General features: G+C 67.8%; 17 protein-coding genes and 1 riboswitch. Of the genes, 9 read left to right on the top strand and 8 right to left on the bottom strand.

The window, feature by feature from the left end:
* Position 1: 1 nt before the first annotated feature.
* From pqqE to C7411_RS05240, 4 genes are read left to right on the top strand one after another with little or no spacing between them, the layout of a single operon-like run.
* A complete protein-coding gene (pqqE, locus tag C7411_RS05225; protein WP_110383787.1) occupies positions 2-1120 on the top strand; it encodes a pyrroloquinoline quinone biosynthesis protein PqqE in 1119 nt (372 codons plus the stop codon).
* A gap of 13 nt (positions 1121-1133) precedes the next feature.
* The gene (locus tag C7411_RS05230; protein ID WP_110383786.1) at positions 1134-1910 is read left to right on the top strand and encodes an energy transducer TonB; all 777 of its coding nucleotides are present in this window, start codon (positions 1134-1136) and stop codon (positions 1908-1910) included.
* A 13-nt stretch (positions 1911-1923) separates the two neighbouring features.
* The gene (locus tag C7411_RS05235; RefSeq protein WP_110383785.1) at positions 1924-2622 is read left to right on the top strand and encodes a MotA/TolQ/ExbB proton channel family protein; all 699 of its coding nucleotides are present in this window, start codon (positions 1924-1926) and stop codon (positions 2620-2622) included.
* Positions 2619-3047, top strand: a complete 429-nt coding sequence (locus C7411_RS05240; RefSeq protein ID WP_110383784.1) for an ExbD/TolR family protein — start codon at positions 2619-2621, stop codon at positions 3045-3047. Before C7411_RS05235 ends, C7411_RS05240 begins: the two co-directional genes overlap by 4 nt.
* Positions 3048-3050: 3 nt before the next feature.
* Here the strand turns inward: C7411_RS05240 and C7411_RS05245 are convergent, their stop codons facing one another.
* The 3 genes from C7411_RS05245 to zwf form a co-directional block, all read right to left on the bottom strand.
* On the bottom strand, positions 3051-3581 hold the full coding sequence (locus C7411_RS05245; RefSeq protein ID WP_110383783.1) for a cytochrome b: 531 nt from the start codon (positions 3579-3581) through the stop codon (positions 3051-3053).
* Between the two features lie 229 nt (positions 3582-3810).
* A complete protein-coding gene (locus C7411_RS05250) occupies positions 3811-4662 on the bottom strand; it encodes an ROK family protein (protein WP_110383782.1) in 852 nt (283 codons plus the stop codon).
* A 37-nt stretch (positions 4663-4699) separates the two neighbouring features.
* The gene (gene zwf / locus C7411_RS05255) at positions 4700-6310 is read right to left on the bottom strand and encodes a glucose-6-phosphate dehydrogenase (RefSeq protein ID WP_110383781.1); all 1611 of its coding nucleotides are present in this window, start codon (positions 6308-6310) and stop codon (positions 4700-4702) included.
* 232 nt (positions 6311-6542) lie between these two features.
* Between zwf and C7411_RS05260 the strand changes: the two genes are divergently transcribed.
* The 4 genes from C7411_RS05260 (at position 6543) to C7411_RS05275 (ending at position 10672) form a co-directional block, all read left to right on the top strand.
* Positions 6543-8297 (top strand): IlvD/Edd family dehydratase, encoded by a 1755-nt coding sequence (locus C7411_RS05260; RefSeq protein WP_110383780.1) that lies wholly within the window; start codon positions 6543-6545, stop codon positions 8295-8297.
* Positions 8298-8421: 124 nt separating this feature from the next.
* Positions 8422-8525: riboswitch (SAM-I-IV-variant riboswitch) on the top strand.
* Positions 8526-8567: 42 nt separating this feature from the next.
* A complete protein-coding gene (locus tag C7411_RS37320; protein WP_165822741.1) occupies positions 8568-8891 on the top strand; it encodes a hypothetical protein in 324 nt (107 codons plus the stop codon).
* A gap of 43 nt (positions 8892-8934) precedes the next feature.
* On the top strand, positions 8935-9903 hold the full coding sequence (locus tag C7411_RS05270) for an ROK family protein (protein WP_110383779.1): 969 nt from the start codon (positions 8935-8937) through the stop codon (positions 9901-9903).
* A 121-nt stretch (positions 9904-10024) separates the two neighbouring features.
* Positions 10025-10672, top strand: coding sequence for a hypothetical protein (locus C7411_RS05275; protein WP_110383778.1), 648 nt, complete (start codon positions 10025-10027; stop codon positions 10670-10672).
* A 188-nt stretch (positions 10673-10860) separates the two neighbouring features.
* On the opposite strand, the gene C7411_RS05280 is transcribed toward C7411_RS05275, so the two are convergent.
* The 4 genes from C7411_RS05280 to C7411_RS05295 are packed head-to-tail and all read right to left on the bottom strand — an operon-like array spanning position 10861 to position 15161.
* Positions 10861-13140: a xanthine dehydrogenase family protein molybdopterin-binding subunit gene (locus C7411_RS05280; protein WP_110383777.1), complete on the bottom strand. Its 2280-nt coding sequence runs from the start codon at positions 13138-13140 to the stop codon at positions 10861-10863.
* Positions 13137-14168, bottom strand: a complete 1032-nt coding sequence (locus C7411_RS05285; RefSeq protein WP_110383776.1) for an FAD binding domain-containing protein — start codon at positions 14166-14168, stop codon at positions 13137-13139. The genes C7411_RS05280 and C7411_RS05285 overlap by 4 nt, the downstream gene beginning before the upstream one ends.
* A complete protein-coding gene (locus tag C7411_RS05290) occupies positions 14165-14764 on the bottom strand; it encodes a (2Fe-2S)-binding protein (protein ID WP_110383775.1) in 600 nt (199 codons plus the stop codon). The genes C7411_RS05285 and C7411_RS05290 overlap by 4 nt, the downstream gene beginning before the upstream one ends.
* A complete protein-coding gene (locus C7411_RS05295; RefSeq protein WP_110383774.1) occupies positions 14703-15161 on the bottom strand; it encodes a cation efflux transmembrane domain-containing protein in 459 nt (152 codons plus the stop codon). Before C7411_RS05295 ends, C7411_RS05290 begins: the two co-directional genes overlap by 62 nt.
* A gap of 297 nt (positions 15162-15458) precedes the next feature.
* On the opposite strand from C7411_RS05295, the gene C7411_RS05300 reads away from it, so the two are divergent.
* Positions 15459-16283, top strand: coding sequence for a CHAD domain-containing protein (locus C7411_RS05300; RefSeq protein ID WP_110383773.1), 825 nt, complete (start codon positions 15459-15461; stop codon positions 16281-16283).
* Here the strand turns inward: C7411_RS05300 and C7411_RS05305 are convergent.
* Entirely contained in the window at positions 16280-17848 is a 1569-nt protein-coding gene (locus tag C7411_RS05305) for an efflux transporter outer membrane subunit (protein WP_110383772.1), read from the bottom strand. The genes C7411_RS05300 and C7411_RS05305 overlap by 4 nt on opposite strands.

The following is a 17848-nucleotide window of genomic DNA, read 5'->3' on the forward strand; positions in this document are numbered from 1 at the left end:
CATGGCGACCGCAACTGCTGTCCTGCCCAAGCCGCTCTGGCTGCTCGCCGAGCTGACTTACCGCTGCCCGCTGCATTGCGCGTTCTGCTACAACCCGGTGGACTTCGCGCGGCACGGCGAAGAGCTCGACACCGGAACATGGCGCGCGACCATCACCGCCGCTCGCGAACTGGGCGCGGCGCAGATCGGCTTTTCCGGCGGCGAGCCGCTGCTGCGCGGCGACCTGGAAGCGCTCATTGCGCATGCGCGCCAGCTTGGCTTCTATACGAACCTGATTACGTCCGGGATCGGCTTGAACGTCGAGCGCATCGAGCGGCTCAAGACGGCCGGGCTCGATCATATCCAGGTGTCGATGCAGGATTCCACGCGCGAACTCAACGACTTTCTCACGAGCACGCGCACGTTCGAACTCAAGCGCAACGTTGCGCGGCTCGTGAAGGCGCATGGCTATCCCATGGTCCTCAACTGCGTGCTGCACCGTTTCAACCTGCCCCACATCGCGCAGATCATCGACATGGCGCTCGAACTGGGCGCCGATTATCTGGAGCTTGCGAACACGCAGTATTACGGCTGGGCCATGCTGAACCGCGATCAGTTGATGCCCACCGCCGAGCAGCTTCGCGAAGCGGAGGAGACCGTGAACCGGTATCGCGCACGGATTGGCGAGCGCTGCCGCATTCTGTTCGTCGTGCCCGATTACTTCGAACAGCGCCCCAAAGCGTGCATGAGCGGGTGGGGGAGCGTGTTTCTCGGTGTGGCGCCCGATGGCGCGGCGTTGCCTTGCCACGCGGCGCGCGCGCTGCCGGGCCTCGTGTTGCCGAACGTGCGCGATATGCCGCTGCGGCAGATCTGGTACGAGAGCAAGGCGTTCAACGCGTTTCGCGGCGACGGCTGGATGCGCGAGCCCTGCCGCAGTTGCGATGAACGTCACACCGATCATGGCGGCTGCCGATGCCAGGCCTACCTGCTGACCGGCAACGCCGCCGAGGCGGACCCGGTGTGCTCGAAGTCGCCGCACCACGGCCGCATCGCGCAGGCCGTCGAATTCGCAATACGCCCGACGCGCGACGACGAGCGGCCAATCGTGTTCCGCAGCCGGCAGAACTCGCTCGCGCTTTGAGTGGAGAATCGACATGGCGCCGGCTGTTGCGTGCTTCGATCGCGGTGAGCCTGCGGTATTCGGCCGGCACGCGTTTGGGCGGCGTGCCGCGGTTGCCGGTGTGGTTGCGGGCGTGCTCGTGCTGCATGCCGCGCTGATTGCCGTGGCGCGGTGGGAGGCGCCCGCGTCGCACGTCATGCCGGTGCGCGCGAGGATTGTGGACGCCGCGCTGATCGCGCCGGTTGCGCCGCCGGTTGCGCCGATTGCGCCGGTGTCGCATACGAGCGAAGCGGCTGCGCGAACGTCATCGCCCAGTCATTCGATTCATGAAGCAATCCGAAGCAATCTTGCGCAGCCGGCTCGAACACGTCCAGCGGCGCCGGTGCATGCGCAAAACACTGCACGCACGCCGCCGCCGCTAGCGGTGCCACCGGCCGAACACGCTGCGCCCGCGGCCGCGCCGCCAACGCAACGCATGGCCGGACCGCAACCGCAACCTGCGCCCGTCGCCACCGCGCCTGCCGCGGACGCGCCCCGCCACGTCGCCCATCTGGACTGCGCGCTCACGAAGCCCGACTACCCCGCGCAGTCCTTGCGCCGCGCCGAGGCCGGCACGGCCATCATCGAACTCGAGACCGCCGTGAACGGCCGCGTGGTCGGCGCACGCGTCGCGACGACCAGCGGCTACGCGAGGCTCGACGAAGCGGCGCGCGACGCGGCGCTCGCGAGCCGCTGCCAGCCCTATGCCGAGGACGGCAAGCCAGCGCCGGCGCGTGCCGACGTGCCGTTCACGTTTACCCTCAGCGAATGAAACGGAGGACCTCATGCCAACCTATGGAATCGCGCACCTGTGGGCCCAGGGCGATCCGATGACGCGCTTCGTGGCGGCGCTGCTCGTCGCGATGTCGGTCGTGTCGTGGTCGGTGATCGTGTCGAAGGCGTTCGCGTTCGCGCGTCTGCGCCGCCATGCTGGCTGCGCGCAAAGGCACTTCCGGGAACCCGGCGATGGCGGCGATGGCGTCGCCGCGCTGGGCCGTCCCGGCACGCCGTTCTTCGAGTTGGCCAGCGCCGGCCAGCGCGCGCTGGCGCACCACGTGGCGAGCGGTGCCGCGCACCGGGGGCGCGTCGACTTGAGCGAGTGGCTGCTGCGCTGCCTCAGGGCTTCGGTGAGCGAGAGCTCGGCACGTCTTCAGCGCGGTCTTGGCCTGCTTGCCTCGATCGGCAGCACGGCGCCGTTCGTCGGCCTGCTCGGCACCGTGTGGGGCATCTACCATGCGCTGCTCGCGCTCGGCGCGAGTGGCGACGCCAGTCTCGAACACGTCGCGGGGCCCGTTGGCGAAGCGCTCATCATGACGGCACTCGGACTGTGCGTGGCGATTCCCGCCGTGCTTGGCTATCACGCGCTTGCGCGTGTTTCGCGCGATATCGTCGCGCAGCTCAACCGCTTCGCATACGGCGTGCACACGCTGTTGCTCACGGGCAGCGTACCTGCGCCGTGTGCGGCGATGAAGGAACGGGTATGAACGACGATCGCGATCTGGAAGACGAAGCGATGCCGGCGGCCGACATCAACATGACGCCGCTCATCGACGTGATGCTCGTGCTGCTCGTCATCTTCATGGTGACTTTGCCTGTTCTGCACCATGCCGCAAAGCTGGCGTTGCCGCGCGCGAGCAGTCAGCGTGAGGATCTGGCCGTGCCGCACGTCGATATCGTCGTCGATGCGCTTGGCCACATGAGCTGGAACGCGCAGCCAGTCCAGGAGTCCGGCCTGGCGGCGCGGCTCGCAGAAGCCGCGCGGCTCACGCCGCAGCCCGAAATCCGGCTTTCGGCCGATCGCGCCACGCCGTACGGGCGTGTCGCGAGGCTGCTCTCGGCGGCCAGCGCCGCAGGACTCGCGAAGGTCGGCTTCGTCACCGAGCCGGACCCGCCGCGGCATGATCCATGACAGTTAGAGCTTCATGCGCTGCAGCACACGGTCGTTGAGCACGAAACGATGAAAGAGCGCCGCGGCCACGTGCAGGCAGATGAGCGCGAACAGCACCCAGGCGAGCACGCTGTGGACGTCGCCCATGGCGTGTCCGAACGACGACCCCGCAGCGGAGAGCGCGGGCAGGGGAATGGCGCCGAACAGCGTGACGTCCCACGCGCGCGACGACGCGTTGATCCATCCGAGCACGGGCACCGCGATGAGCAGGGCGTAGAGGCCGCCATGCGTGAGCGCCGCCACGGCGCGCATGAACGGCGTCTGGTCGTCGGGCGGCGGACGATGGGTGGCGCGCCAGACCAGACGGCACGCCATCGCGGCAAGGAGCGCCGTGCCGACGCCCAGATGCCACGCGATTTCGCCAACGGGGCGCGTATCGCGGTGCACGTCGGGCATGGTCCAGCCGATCACGAACTGTGCCGCGACGAGCGCGACGACGAGCCAGTGAAGCAGGCGCGCAACGAGGTCGTAGCGCGAATCGGCAGTGATTTGCATGGGCGCTCCCTTCTCAGCAATGGTCGGTTGAAAAGGGTGATTTTAGCCTGCCGAGATTAACGGATCGTTAACTGCGCGGCTTGCGGGCTCCCTTAAAGCCACGTCTGCCTTGCCGTTCGCGTTGCCGTTCGTTCGGTTCCGGGCGCGTCGAAATCGCGGATCCAGTCCAGATGATTGAGAACACCCTCGCGCGGGCCCGGCGCGCACAGTTTCGCCGCGCAGGGTCCTGCTAGCGGAATTTGCCTGCGCGTTGCGTGGCCGCGGGCAACTGCCGCGTTTCGCGCACCGAACGCGGATGCCACAGGCGCGCGCCGCCCTCGATGCCCCGGTCGTTCGGCACGGTCGCCACATTGGGCGGCAGATCGAACGCGAGGCGGGCCGCGTTGCCGCCGCCTATCCACAGCTTGTCGTAGTGCACGAGCGAGTCGAGTATGCCGATGATCTTCTCGACGCGCGCGTTCCAGCGCTTGTTGCCGGCCTTGCTGCGCGCGGCGTCGCCGATGTACTCGTCGTATGCGCGTTTCTTGCTGACCGGATGATGTGCGAGTTCCAGGTGCGGCATCAGTTCGCCGTCGCGGAACATGGCCGTGCCCACGCCCGTGCCGAGCGTCATCACGAATTCGAGGCCTTGCCCTTCGATCGCGGCGAGGCCCTGCATTTCCGCGTCGTTGATCATGCGCACCGACGCAATGCCGAGGCGCTCGCCGAGCATCTGGGCGAGCGGCACGTCGTTCCAGTCACCGGGGCCGAGATGCGGCGCCGTGATGACGTGATTGTTGCGCACGAAACCAGGAAAGCCGATCGAAACGTGCGTGGCAGGATACGGTTCGAGCAGCGGTTCGACGAGCGTCGCGAGCGTTTCGACCAGCAAGGCGGGCGGGCACGGATGCGGCGTCGCCACGCGCACGCGTTCCGTGCGCATCACGCCGTTCCCGTCGATGACCGCGGCCTTCAGGCCCGTTCCCCCTATGTCGATGGCGAGAATATTTTCGATGTCCTGCGAGGCGTGCGTCACACTTGCCGCGCGCTTTACAGCGCTTTTCACAGCGCTTTCCTTGACCGCTTTTTCGATTTTGGCCATACGTTCTCCTTGGCTGTCTGGTTGACTTCTTCCTGGCTTAGGTCGGCGCGAGTGCGCGCCACGCCCGGCCGTCGCGCGCGAGCAGGGCATCCGCCTGCGCCGGGCCTGCGCTGCCGGCGGCGTAGTCGTACACGGGAAGCGCCGCGTCGAGTTCGGGGTGCAATACGCCATCCACCGCCGACCATGCCGTTTCGATGCCGTCGGCGCGCTGAAAGAGTGTCTGGTCGCCGAGCATGCAATCGTAGAGCAGGGTTTCGTAGCCGACGTTGGCACGCTCCGCGAAGAAGTCGTCGTAGTCGAACGACGAATGCACCGGGCCGATCTGCATGATCGGCCCCGGCGTCTTCACGTTGAAGTCGAAGCTCGTGCCATGCGACGGATCGATGCGCAGCGTCAGCACGTTGGGCGTGAGCGTATCGACTGGCGTGTCGCGAAAAAGGAGAAACGGCACGCTCTTCAACTGCACCGAAATCTCGGTGCGACGCGCGGCGAGGCGCTTGCCGGTACGCAGATAGAACGGCACGCCCGCCCAGCGCCAGTTGTCGATCTGCACGCGCGCGGCGGCATAGGTTTCGGTGCGGCTGTCCTGCGCCACGTCCGGTTCGTCGCGGTAGCCCGCGCCCGCCGGGCCTTTTGCGTATTGACCGAACACCACGTCGTCCGGCGCGAGCGGCTTGAGCGCTTCGAAGATTTCGGCCTTGTTGTTGCGCACGGCTTCGGCGTCGAACGAGTTGGGCGGCTCCATCGCGACCATGCCGAGCAGCTGGAACAGGTGGTTGGGCACCATGTCGCGAAACGCGCCGGTCTGTTCGTAGAACTTGCCGCGGCCTTCCACGCCGATCACTTCCGAAGCGGTGATCTGCACGCTGTCGATGTACTCGCGCCGCCAGACGGGCTCGAACATGGCATTGGCGAAGCGCAGCGCGAGAATGCTCTGCACCGTGTCCTTGCCGAGGAAATGGTCGATGCGATAGACCTGCGATTCCTTCGCGACGCGCAGCACATGCTGGTTCAAGTCGCGCGCCGAAGCGAGATCGGCGCCGAAGGGCTTTTCGATCACGACGCGGCGGAACACGCCGTTGCTGTCGCCGCCCTCTTCGAGCAGCCCGGCCTTGCCGAGACGTTCGATAATCGGCTTGAAGAAGCGCGCGCCCACGGCGAGGTAGAACACGACGTTGCCGCGCGGCTTGCCGTTCCACTGCTGCGCGAGCCGCTCGAACGTGCTGTCGTCCTCGAATTCGCCGGCCATGTAGGCGAGGCGCTGCGCGACCCAGTCCCAGGCCTTGTCGTCGAGCTTGCCCGCGTGGAAAGTGCTCGCCTTGTCGGCGGCGAATTTTTCGAGCGAGGCGTGCAGGTCGTCGGCCCATGCCTTCGTCTCGCGCTCGCCATGATTCACGCCGATGATCTTCATGCCGTCGTCGAGCAGGCGGTCGACGGCGAGGTTGTAGAGCGCCGGCATCAAGAGGCGTTTGGTCAGATCGCCGCCCGCGCCGAAGATCACGAGCGTGCAGGGCGGCGCGGGATGCTTGCCGGCGGGCGAGGCGGGGGCGGCGGCCGGTGCGCCGTGCGGATGCGCAGGCACCTTCGCGCTGGGGGCCGTGCGGGATGCCTCGTTGGAAGCATCGGGTTGGGTCGGTTTCGTCGACATGATTTCGCTTCAGAGGGCCGAAATGAATTGAGCGAGCAAATCCGGTATCTTGAGTGACCGAGTTTGCGCGCGTTCGGTTCAATTCGGGTTCAATTCGCTAAAGAAAGTATTTTGTAATGTCGTGAGCGCGCGGTGTGCCTGCCCGCCATGCCGCTGATTGCGCGATTCGCAGTACCCTTACCGGCGACGGCACTTCGGCCAATCTGAATGAACCGACCCGAGGATGGTGGCTATGTCCGAAAAGCACTCCCCCAACGAAGACGATTCCCGTGATCCGCAGGGCATGCGCGGCGGACTGACGAACTACGGCGACACGGACTTCTCGCTGTTCCTTCGCAAGGCCTTCATCAAGGGCGCCGGGTATACCGACGACGCGCTGGCGCGTCCCGTCATCGGCATCACGAACACGGGCAGCGCTTACAACCCGTGCCATGGCAACGTGCCCCAGCTCATCGAGGCGCTCAAGCGCGGCATTCTGCTGGCGGGCGGATTGCCGATGGAATTTCCGACCATTTCCATCCACGAGAGCTTTTCGCAGCCAACCAGCATGTTCATGCGCAACCTCATGTCGATGGACACGGAGGAGATGATTCGCGCGCAGCCCATGGATGCGGTCGTGCTCATCGGCGGCTGTGACAAGACGGTGCCCGCGCAATTGATGGGCGCGGCATCGGCGGGCATCCCGGCCATTCAGCTCATTACCGGGTCGATGGTGACGGGGGCGCACCGCGGCGAACGCGTCGGCGCGTGTACGGACTGCCGCCGCTATTGGGGCAAGTTCCGCGCGGGAGAAGTCACGGCGGAGGAGATCGCCGAGGTGAACGACCGCCTCGTGCCGAGCGTCGGCACCTGCGCCGTCATGGGCACGGCCAGCACGATGGCCTGCGTGGCGGAAGCCATGGGCATGACGATGCCGGGCGGGGCCTCGCCGCCGGCGGTCAGCTCGGAGCGCATGCGCGTGGCCGAGCAGACCGGCGCACAAGCCGTGGAGATGGCGCGACGGCGGCTCACCATCGACCAGGTGCTCAGCGGCGAGTCGTTCGAAAACGGCTTGCGCGTGCTGCTGGCCATCGGCGGGTCGACCAACGGCATCGTGCATCTCGCCGCGATTGCCGGGCGCATGGGCTTCGATATCGACCTGGACGCGGTGGACCGCATGGGCCGCGAAACGCCGGTACTGCTCAACCTGAAGCCGTCCGGCGAGCACTACATGGAAGATTTTCATCGGGCCGGCGGCATGGCCACGCTGCTTCACGAACTGAAGCCCTTGCTGCATCTCGACGCCATGACCGTCACCGGCCGCACCCTGGGCGAGGAGGTGGAGCGCGCCGGGCCGCGCTTCGCGCAGGACGTGGTGAAGCCGCTCGGCGCGCCCATCTACCCGCAAGGCGGCCTGGCCGTTCTGCGCGGCAATCTTGCGCCGGGCGGCGCGGTCATCAAGCAATCGGCCGCCTGCGCGGCGCTCATGGAGCACGAGGGCCGCGCGGTCGTGTTCGAAGACGCGACCGACATGGCGAAGCGCATCGACTCCGACGACCTCGACGTGCATGCCGACGACGTCATCGTCCTCAAGCGCATCGGGCCCAAAGGCGCGCCGGGCATGCCCGAGGCCGGCTATATCCCGATCCCGAAAAAGCTCGCGCGCGCCGGGGTGAAAGACATGGTGCGGATCTCGGATGGACGCATGAGCGGCACGGCATTCGGGACGATCGTGCTGCACGTCACGCCGGAAGCCGCCATCGGCGGCCCGCTTGCGCATGTCCGCAGCGGCGACCGCATCCGCTTGAGCGTGGCCAACCGCGAGATTGCCTTGCTCGTGGACGACGAAGAACTGCGGCGCCGCGCGCAGGCGAATCCGGTGACCGCGCCCACGGCAAGCCGCGGTTATCACAAGCTCTTTCTGGACACCGTGACCCAGGCGGACAAGGGCGCCGATTTCGATTTCCTCAGGGCGGCCGAAACACGCGGCGCCATCCCCAGGAAGTAGCCTGAGGCCGCAAAGCCGGGCACGGAGTTGCGTGCGGCCGCACGGCTTGCCCGGCGCTCTGGTTCCGGTATAATGAAAGTTCGTTCGAAATATCGAACGTGAGATACCAGGCAACAGCAAAGCAGCAAAGCATCCAGAGTCGGACTGACCGACGCCAACCTGCCCTCCCGGGCAAGGTGGAAGCCCTCGAGGCGATGCGGCCGATTTACGGCAACGAAACGGGAACAGCCTGGCTGGCACCGGTTCGATCAACCTTCATCCGGAGCCACCATGCATCAAGCTATCCCCGTCTCCTCCTCGCCGACCGTCTGTGAAGACCTGTCGCACTGCCTTCCCGGCTTCACGCTGACTCACACCGTTCATCTGGTATCCGGTCTGGACCTCGGCGTCGTTTCGACCGCCGCCGGCGTGCTCGACGGCGAGCAGGTGGTCGTCGACCGCTGGGCCGTGACCCGCTTCGGCGACGTGCTCGAGCAAAAAATCGTATTTGGCGACATGACGGAAAGGCGGGCGGCCCGGCTGCGCGAACAGCTCGCGGCCGTCGACGGCGTGTTGCGCGCGAAGATAGAGCATCATTTCGTTCGCGCCCGCTGAAACCGCAGGCTGGCGTCGCCGATGCACTTGACGAGGAGCCAGGGTGCCAGATACCAGCGTTGAACAAGGGCAACACCCACGCGTCTTTGTCGCGGACATCGGCGGCTCGTACATCAGGTTCGGCGTATCGGACAGTCCGGGCAGCGTGCGCCTCGTCGAAAGCGTGCCGACGCCCGTCGACAGTTGGGAGGCGTTCGGCGCGACCCTCGAAGCCCTCGCGGACCGTCATATCGGCGAGACCGGCTCGCCCCTCGTCATCTCGATGGCGGGGGCCATCGATCCCTCAAGCGGCGTGATTTGCGCTTCCAACGTCCCTTGCGTCTCGGGCCGCGTGCTCGGCGCGGAGTTGTCCTCCCGGCTTCGGCGGCGCATCCGCATTGCAAACGACGCAGACTGCCTCGCATTGGCCGAGGCCGTCGAGGGCGCGGGTGCGGGCCACGATGTCGTGTTTTGCGTGGTGCTGGGCTCGGGCGTCGGCGGCGGACTCGTCGTGGGCGGCCGTGTGGCTGGCGGAGCGAGCGGCATCGCGGGCGAGTGGGGCCACGGGCTGCCCGTCAGCACATCCGTCGACTTCGACGGCACGGGCCACGCGCAGCCCGTGAGCGCATTGCGTTGCGGCTGCGGGCGCCTTGGCTGCGTCGACACCATTGGCGGGGCACGCGGTCTGGAACGGCTCAACACACTCCTGAACGGCGAACAGAAAGATAGCCACGCCCTTCTCGACGACTGGCAGCAAGGCGGCGAGCGCGCGCGGCGCACCGTTTCCGCCTGGCTCGCACTGGTATCGGAGCCGCTCGCAGCCGTCATCAACATTACGGGCGCTTCGGTCGTCCCGGTTTGCGGCGGCCTTGCAAATGTGGTCCCACTGATCGACGCGCTGGATGCGGCAGTGCGCAAGCGCACGCTGCGGGAGTTTCGCGAACGCGTCGTGGTTCCGGGTGCGTTCCGTCGTGAAGGCGGACTCGTCGGCGCGGCCATCATTGCGAGGCAGGACGGCGCGCGGGAGCCGTAATGCGCCGTGATCGCACGCGCAGGAAAAATGGGTTTCCGACGCCTAAAATACTTTATGCAGCCAACCGGCTATCGGTCACGTACCGGTTACGTACCGGTCAGCGGCTATCGGGGTAAGCATCATGAAAGCGCGTGAATTGTGCAGACTCGTGCTCGTGCTCGTGGCGCTATGCAGCAGCGCCGGGGCGAGCGCGGGTAGAGGCGGCGGCTGGGTGCACGGCGGCGGCGGTGGCTGGGGCGGCTATGGCGGCGCGAATCACAGCAGCGGCTGGAGCGGCGGCTACCATGGCGGCTATAACGGCGGTGGCTGGTATCACGGCGGTTATTACCACGGCGGCTACTACCATGGCGGTTACTATCACGGCTACGGCTGGTACCACGGCGGCTACTATCGCGGCTGGTATGGCTGCTGCCGTTCGGCGAGCGTCGGCTTCTACTTCGGCCCCGGCTTCATCTACGGCTATCCGTTCTATCCGTACTACTATCCGCCGTATATCGCGGGCGTCTACTACCCCTACGTCTCCGGCGACATCTCGCAGCCCACGCAGTGGATCGAACAAGGCCAGGGCCAGGCCGAGCCCCAGTACGGCGGCGCCAATACGTACGATCAAAACGAGCAGTATGGACAAGGCGGCGGGCAAGGCGGCCAGGGTGGCGAGGCGCCATACGGCGTCTGGTACTACTGCGTCGCGTCGCAGACCTATTACCCGTATGTGCGGACCTGCCCGGGCGGCTGGCAGCAGGTGCCCGCGCGGCCACCCGACAGTTGAATGATGGCGCGTCAGCGCACCGCGTAGCGTTCGGCGTCGGCGTGCCGGAACGTCGGGCCGTGGCCGTTGCGCGCAAGGTCGGGCGCGATATGCCCGGCGCTCAGGCGCGGCGCTCGCGCCGCATGCCGGGCGCCTGCGCGTAGAGGCGGGCTATCCGGGCGGTGTTCATGATGTCTCGCGCGTGCGGCTCACAGCAGCTTGTCGAGCGTGACCGGAAGATCGCGCACGCGCTTGCCCGTGGCGTTGTAGATCGCGTTCGCCACGGCGGCGGCCACGCCCACCACGCCGATCTCACCCACGCCCTTCGCGCCGAGCGGGTTCACCACGTCGTCGTGCTCGTCCACGAACAGCACGTCGATCTCGCCGATGTCGAGATTCACCGGCACGTGATATTCCGCGAGGTTGTGGTTCATGATGCGCCCGAGCGTATGGTCGAATTGCGCTTGCTCATGCAGCGCCATGCCGATACCCCATACCACGCCGCCGGCGATCTGGTTCGCGGCCGTCTTCGGGTTGACGATGCGGCCCGCCGCGACCGCGCTCACCACGCGCGCCACGCGCACCACGCCGAGCGTTTCGTCCACGCGCACTTCGGCGAACACGGCCGAATGCGTCGCCATGGAATACTCCTTCTGGCGCGGCTCGGGCTCGAGCGTGACCTGCGCGTCGAGCGTTTTCATGCCCGCGTCGGCGAGCACGTCGGCAATACGGGCGCGCGTTTCGGGCCGGCCGGCGCTCTCGCGCAACCTCACCTCGCCGTCCTCGATCACGAGCGCTTCGTCCAGCGTGGCGGGGTCGAGATTGGCGAACGCCACGCCGCCGTGCGCGGGCAGCAGTTGCGCGAGGCGCGAGCGCAGCCGCGTGCAGGCAAGCGATGCGGCGCTGCCCACCGAAGCCACGGTCCACGAGCCGCCCTCGATCGGTGCGCTCGGCAACGACGTGTCGCCGAGCGTGAACGCCACGTCGTCGATGGCCATGTGCAGGGCGTCGGCGGCGATCTGCGAAATGGCGGTGTAGGTGCCGGTGCCGATATCCGCCGTGGCGCTGGCGAGTTCGAGCCGCCCTTGTGCATCGAGCACCGCGCGCACAGTCGCTTCGGTCTGCAACGCCTCCCAGATGCCCGTGGCCATGCCGTAGCCAACCAGATCGTGGCCCTCGCGCATGGCGCGCGGCGTCGCAATGCGCGCGCCCCAGCCAAAACGCTCGGCGCCCTGCGCGTAGCAGTCGAGCAGCGCCTTGCTGGAATAAGGCAACGGTTTGTTCGCGTCTTCGTCGGCGTAATTGCGGATGCGCAGTTCGAGCGGGTCCATGTCCAGCGCGACGGCCAGTTCGTCCATGGCGCATTCGAGCGCGTAGAGGCCTTGCGCGGCGCCGGGCGCGCGCATGTCGAGGGGCGTGTACACGTCGAGCCGCCCCAGCTTGTAGCCGAGCTGGACGTTCGGCGCGCGATAGAGCCGTCCCGCCCAGTTGACGACCACGTCGGTGAAGTCTTCGAACTGCGAAGTTTCTCCCACGGCTTCGTGGATGATCGCTTCCAGGCGGCCGTCGCGCTGCGCGGCGAGCGCAACGTGCTGGATCGAGGCGGGCCGGTGCCCGAAGGTGAACATCTGCGCGCGCGTGAGCGCCACGCGCACGGGCAGACGCAGCGCGCGCGCCGCCATCATCGCGAGCGGCAGATGATATGGCGGGCGCAGGCCGGAGCCGAACGCGCCGCCCACAAACGGCGAAATCACCCGCACGCGGTCCTGCGGCAGGCCAAATACCTTCATGAGGTACTGCTGAGTATTGTTCACGCCCTGGGTTTTCTCGTAGACGGTGTAGCGCCCGTCGGCGGAAGGCACGACGGTGCAGCCGTGCATCTCCATCGGCTGATGAAACTCCGTGGGCGTGCTGTAAAACGCGTCCGTGCGCGCGTGGGCGCGCGCGAGCGCCCGGTACGCGCGGCCGCGCGGCGCAGGCGGCGGCTCGAAGCCGCCTTTGTCTGTCGAGGGGTTGACCGCGTCCTTCAGAACGCGGGCCAGTTCGGTCTGGTGCGCTTCGCTGCGGTACCGCACGCGCACGAGCGACGCGGCGTAGTGCGCGAGTTCGGGCGTTTGCGCCACTACGAGCGCGACGGGCTGGCCCGCGAAGGCGACGTGCGCGCCGGCGAGCGGGCGAAACGGCGTGCCGCCCGGTGCGACCTGATCCTTCCAGGCCGCGTCGTCTTCGGCGAGCGCGGGGCGGTTCTCGTGCGTGAGCACGTGCAGCACGCCTGGCAGTGCGAGCGCCGCCGACGCGTCGATGGCGACGATCTTGCCGCGCGCAATCGTGGCGTTGACGACTGCGCCGTGCACGAGCCCCGTGGCCGTGAATTCGGCGGCATAGCGCGCGGCGCCCGTGACCTTGCTGCGGCCATCCACGCGCGAGAGCGGCGCGCCGATGCGCGCTACGGGAGTCGCGACGCGACGGGATTCATAGGCGGTGCTCATGCTGATTCCTCCCCCGAGCCTTCTGCGCTAGCGCCTTCGGCACGGGGCGCCAGCGCCTGTTCGAATGCGCGCACGATCGCGCGCCGCGCGAGATCCACCTTGAACGCATTGCCGGGACGCGGGTCGGCGTGCGCGACTACGGCGTCGGCGTAGCGTTCGATGGCGCGCGTATCGTCGGCGGCGTGGCCGATCAGCCGCTGTTCCGCTTCGCGATCGCGCCAGGGCTTGTGCGCGACGCCGCCCAGCGCGCAGCCTAGCGCGCGCATCTCGCCGTCTTCCACGCGCATGCCGAGCGCGACCGAAACGAGCGCGAACGCATACGACTGGCGATCGCGCAGCTTCAGATAAGTGAAGTGCTGCGCATAGCCTTCGCGCGGCAGTTCGACGGCGGTGATCAGTTCCTCGTCGGCGAGCGTCGTCTCGCGGTGCGGCGTGTGGCCCGGCAGCCGGTGCAGGCTGTCGAAGGGCAGCGTGCGCGCGCCGCGCCGGCCCGCCACGTGCAGTGTGGCGTCGAGCGCTTCGAGGGCGACGCACAGGTCCGATGGATGGGTGGCGATGCAGTGTTCGCTCGCGCCGAAGATCGCGTGCATGCGGTTCACGCCATCGAGCGCAGCGCAGCCCGTGCCCGGCGCGCGCTTGTTGCAGCACGTGGCGGGGTCGTAAAAGTAGAGGCAGCGCGTGCGCTGGAGCAGATTGCCGCCCACGGTCGCCGCGTTGCGGATCTGCGCGGATGCACCGGCGAGCAGCGCTTGCGCGAGCAGCGGATAGCGCTCGGCCACGCGCGCGTCCCATGCCAGCGCGCTATTGGTCACCAGCGCGCCGATGCGCAAGCCGCCGCCTTTCGTTGCCTCGATCTCGCGCAGCGGCAGCCGCGTGATGTCGATGATCGCCGCGGGGCGCATGACGTCCTCGCGCATCAGATCGACGAGATTCGTGCCGCCGGCGAGGAATTCGGCGCCGGGGGTGACGGAGTGCAGGCGCACGGCGTCGGCCACGCTCTTCGCGCGCGCGTACGAGAAGCGGTTCATGGCGTGTCTCCTTCTTCCTGATTGCCGCCGGCGAGGTCCTGCGCGCGGCGCACGCTTTCCACGGCGTTCGCGATGTTCACATACGCCCCGCAGCGGCATAGATTGCCGCTCATCTGCTCGCGCACGTCGTCGCGGCAATGCGCGTGGCCTTCGGCGAGCAGCCCCACCGCCGAGCAGATCTGGCCCGGCGTGCAGTAGCCGCACTGAAACGCATCGTGGTCGATGAAGGCCTGCTGCACGGGGTGCAGCGCGCCGTCCTGCGCGAGCCCTTCGACCGTCGTGATCTCCGCGCCGTCGTGCGACACGGCGAGCGCGAGACACGCGTTGATGCGCACGCCGTTCACGAGCACCGTGCACGCGCCGCACTGGCCGTGATCGCAACCCTTCTTCGTGCCGGTGAGATGAAGCTGCTCGCGCAGCAGGTCGAGCAGGCTGGTCCAGGGTTCGACGCGCAACGCATGGCGCGCGCCGTTGATCGTGAGTTCGAGCGGCACGGTTTCGGGCGGGCTCACGGCCTCGCTGCGAAGATGCGTTTCATCGTGCCTCGCCTTTGCGTCGTGCGCGCGCGGCGCGCGGTTGCGGGTGGCTGTGTGCATGACGGCCTCGTTGTCTGGGCGGGTTGTTCCGGGTGGTCGATCGGGCTCGGCGGGTTTCAGGGGCGTGAATCGCGCCCGCATGCTGGCCGCGAGCGGTGCGACGACGCAATGCGCAATGCGCTTGCCTGGTCAGCATCGCGTAGAAGTGCGTCTCGCGGCCAAAGCCCAGCGGATGCTGTTCGTTGGGGCGGTTGCGGGCCGCGCGCCGGCCCGCGATCAGCAGAAGCGGGTTCAGGCAGTCGGCGCTGGAGTGGGCGGCCTCGGCAAACGTGGCGCCCGAATTCGTATAGGCCGCGGCGGCGAACTTGCACAGCGCCACCACGACATTCGAGGCGAGCGCGTAGTAGACGGCGCGCGGAACCGTGGCGCTCGCCTGACGAGGCGCGCCGCGCCCCATCAGAATCTCAGGATTTCGCGCGCCGCGCCGCTCGACAGGGGCGCACGCCCGGGCCGTGCCGCAACGTCCATTGCCTTGATCCACGCAGCCATACTGTGCTCCCGTACACGGGGTCCCTATTGCGAGCGGGCGCGCAAACCGCGTGCCGGGGGCGCACAGGGGCGCACGGGCCGGCGCGATTTCGATGGCACAGCGCTTGCGCTACAGGTTGACGCGCGCGCTCGCCCCTCGCCTTGTGGATTGCATCGCGAGCGGCGACGAAGCCGATCTCGAACGCGTGCGGAAGGGGCAAAGCAAATGGACGAGTCAGGCACACAAGCGAAGAAACATGCGCGCAGCGACGCGCAATCGCAGTTCTCGCGCTATGCGCAGCCGCTGGTGAGCGAGGCGCTTGCGCGTGTCGCCGCGTTGGATGCCGAGCCCGAGACGCTGCACGCGCTGCGCGTCGCCTTGCGGCGGCTGCGCACGCTGTTGTGGGCGTGGCGGCCGCTGCTCGGGCGTGCGCGGGTCGAACCGCAGCGCGCGTTTTTCAAGCGTGCGGCGTCGGCCGCGGGCGAGGCGCGCGATTGGGACATTGCCCTCTCGCTGCTGGGCGCGGACGGGGCGCTCGCGACCGGGCCGCTCGCGTCGGCACGGCGGGCAGCCGGAGAGCATGCCCAGCAGACGCTGCGTGCCGCCGATCTCAAGCATGCGCTGCGCGACATGCTGCATGAGCTGAACCGCGCGTTGAACACGTCGCCGCGACGCACGCCGCTCAAGCGCCTCGCGCGCGAACGCGTGCGAGTGGCGCACAGGTCGCTGGCAAGGCGCATGCGGCGAGCGCGCCGCGCGAAACGCCGCGATTACGCCGCCTGGCACGAGGTGCGCAAGGGCGCGAAGCGACTGCGTTATCTGCTGGAGTTCTTCGGATCGGTACTGCCGCGCCGCGAAAGCCGGCGCGTGAAGTCGCTCAAGAAGCTGCAGGATCGTTTCGGCAAGCTAAACGATGCGGTGGCGAGCGAGCGCCTGATCGCGCAGCATCGCGAGATCTTCCCGGACACCGCGCAGGCCGATGCCGCGCTTTCGACGCTGCGCCGCGAACGTAAGCGGCGTCGGCGAAAGGCGGCGAAGCTGCTCGATTAGGGCGCCTGCGAAGAAGCGGACGAGGCGATCGGCCCCGCTTGCTCCCACCCGCCGCCCAGCGCCTTATACAACGCCACGAGGTCCGTGCACACCTGCAATTGAGCTTGCTGTGCGTTTTGCTCGGCGCTGCTCAATTGCCGCTGCGCGTCGAGTACGTCGATGAACGAGACAATGCCCTTGCGATAGCTGTCGCGGGCGAGATCGAATGCGCGCCGTTGGGCTGCTGCGCTTTCGTCGAGCGAGAGAAGGCGTGCCTGATCGGTGCGGTACACATCGAGCGCGTTGTTCACGTCGCGCAGCGCACCGAGCACGGTCTTGCGATAGTCGAGCGCCGCTTCGACCTGCTGGAGCTTCGAAAGCCGCAGGTTGGACACGAGCGCGCCGCCCTGGAACACGGGCAGGGAAACGCTCGGCCCCCACGACCAGAAGAGGCTCGCCCAGTGCGCGAGATCGTGCGGCGAAGTCGCGCGCGTGCCGATTTGCCCAGTGAGCGAGATGTCGGGATAGAACTGCGCCACGGCCACGCCCACGTTGGCCGTGGCCGCGTGCAGCGAAGCCTCGGCACCGCGGATGTCGGGGCGGCGGCGTGCGAGCGTAGCGGGCAGCCCGACCGGCACCGCGGGCGGCGTGCCGGGCAGCGCCGCGGGCGGCGTGAGTTCGGCGTCGAGCGCACCTGGCGCTTCGCCCACCAGTACGGCGAGCGCGTTGAGCGACTGCGCGATCTGCTGATCGTATTGCGGCAGTAACGCCTCGGTCTGCGTGCGTTCAGCATCGGCGCGCGCGACGTCGAGTTCGCTTTGGAGCCCGTGCGTCGCGGCGCTGCGCGCGAGCGCTTCCGTCTCGCGCTGCTCGGCCACGAGGTTCTGGGCGGTTGCGTGCAGCATCTGTGCGCCGCGCAGTTGCAGATACGTCTCGGCCACTTCGGCTTCCAGCGAGACCTGCGCGTCGCGTTGCGACTCGAGCGCAGCCTCGGCCTGGGCGTTCGCGGCTTCGACCGAGCGCCGCACGCGCCCGAAGAGGTCGAGTTCCCATGACGCGTCGAAGCCCGCCTGCCACAGGTTCACCGGCGCGGTGAGCTGGTCGAGCACGCTTTGCGCGCCGCGCTCCACCTTCGGGCCCGCACCGGGCGCGATCTGGTCGATGGGCGAGTTGGGTGCGCCGAGCGCATCGACCTTGTTGTACACGCCCGCCGATTCGAGTATGCCCTTCGCGCCCAGCTGTTCGCGTTTGTAGCTCGCGCTCGCGCGCACGTTCGGCAGACCTTGCGCGGCGGCCTGCTGAGTGTGTTCGCGCGCTTCGGCGATACGCACGACCGCGATGCGCAGATCGGGGTTGCCGCTCAATGCGCGCGCTATCAGGGTGTCGAGCGTGGCGTCGCCGAAGCTGCGCCACCACTGCGGGTCGGGATTCGATTCGGCGGTGGGTGTCGACGCGCCGTTGGATTCGTTCGCAGTGCGTTGCATCGCATGCCAGTCTGCGGGCGCGTTCGCCTGCGGCGGCTTGAAGTCGGGGCCGACGGTGCATGCACACAGCGATACGGCCAGGACGGCGGCGAGCGCGCGCAT

The organism is Paraburkholderia silvatlantica (assembly GCF_003096715.1).
In the GTDB taxonomy this organism is placed as follows: Bacteria; Pseudomonadota; Gammaproteobacteria; order Burkholderiales; family Burkholderiaceae; genus Paraburkholderia; species Paraburkholderia silvatlantica.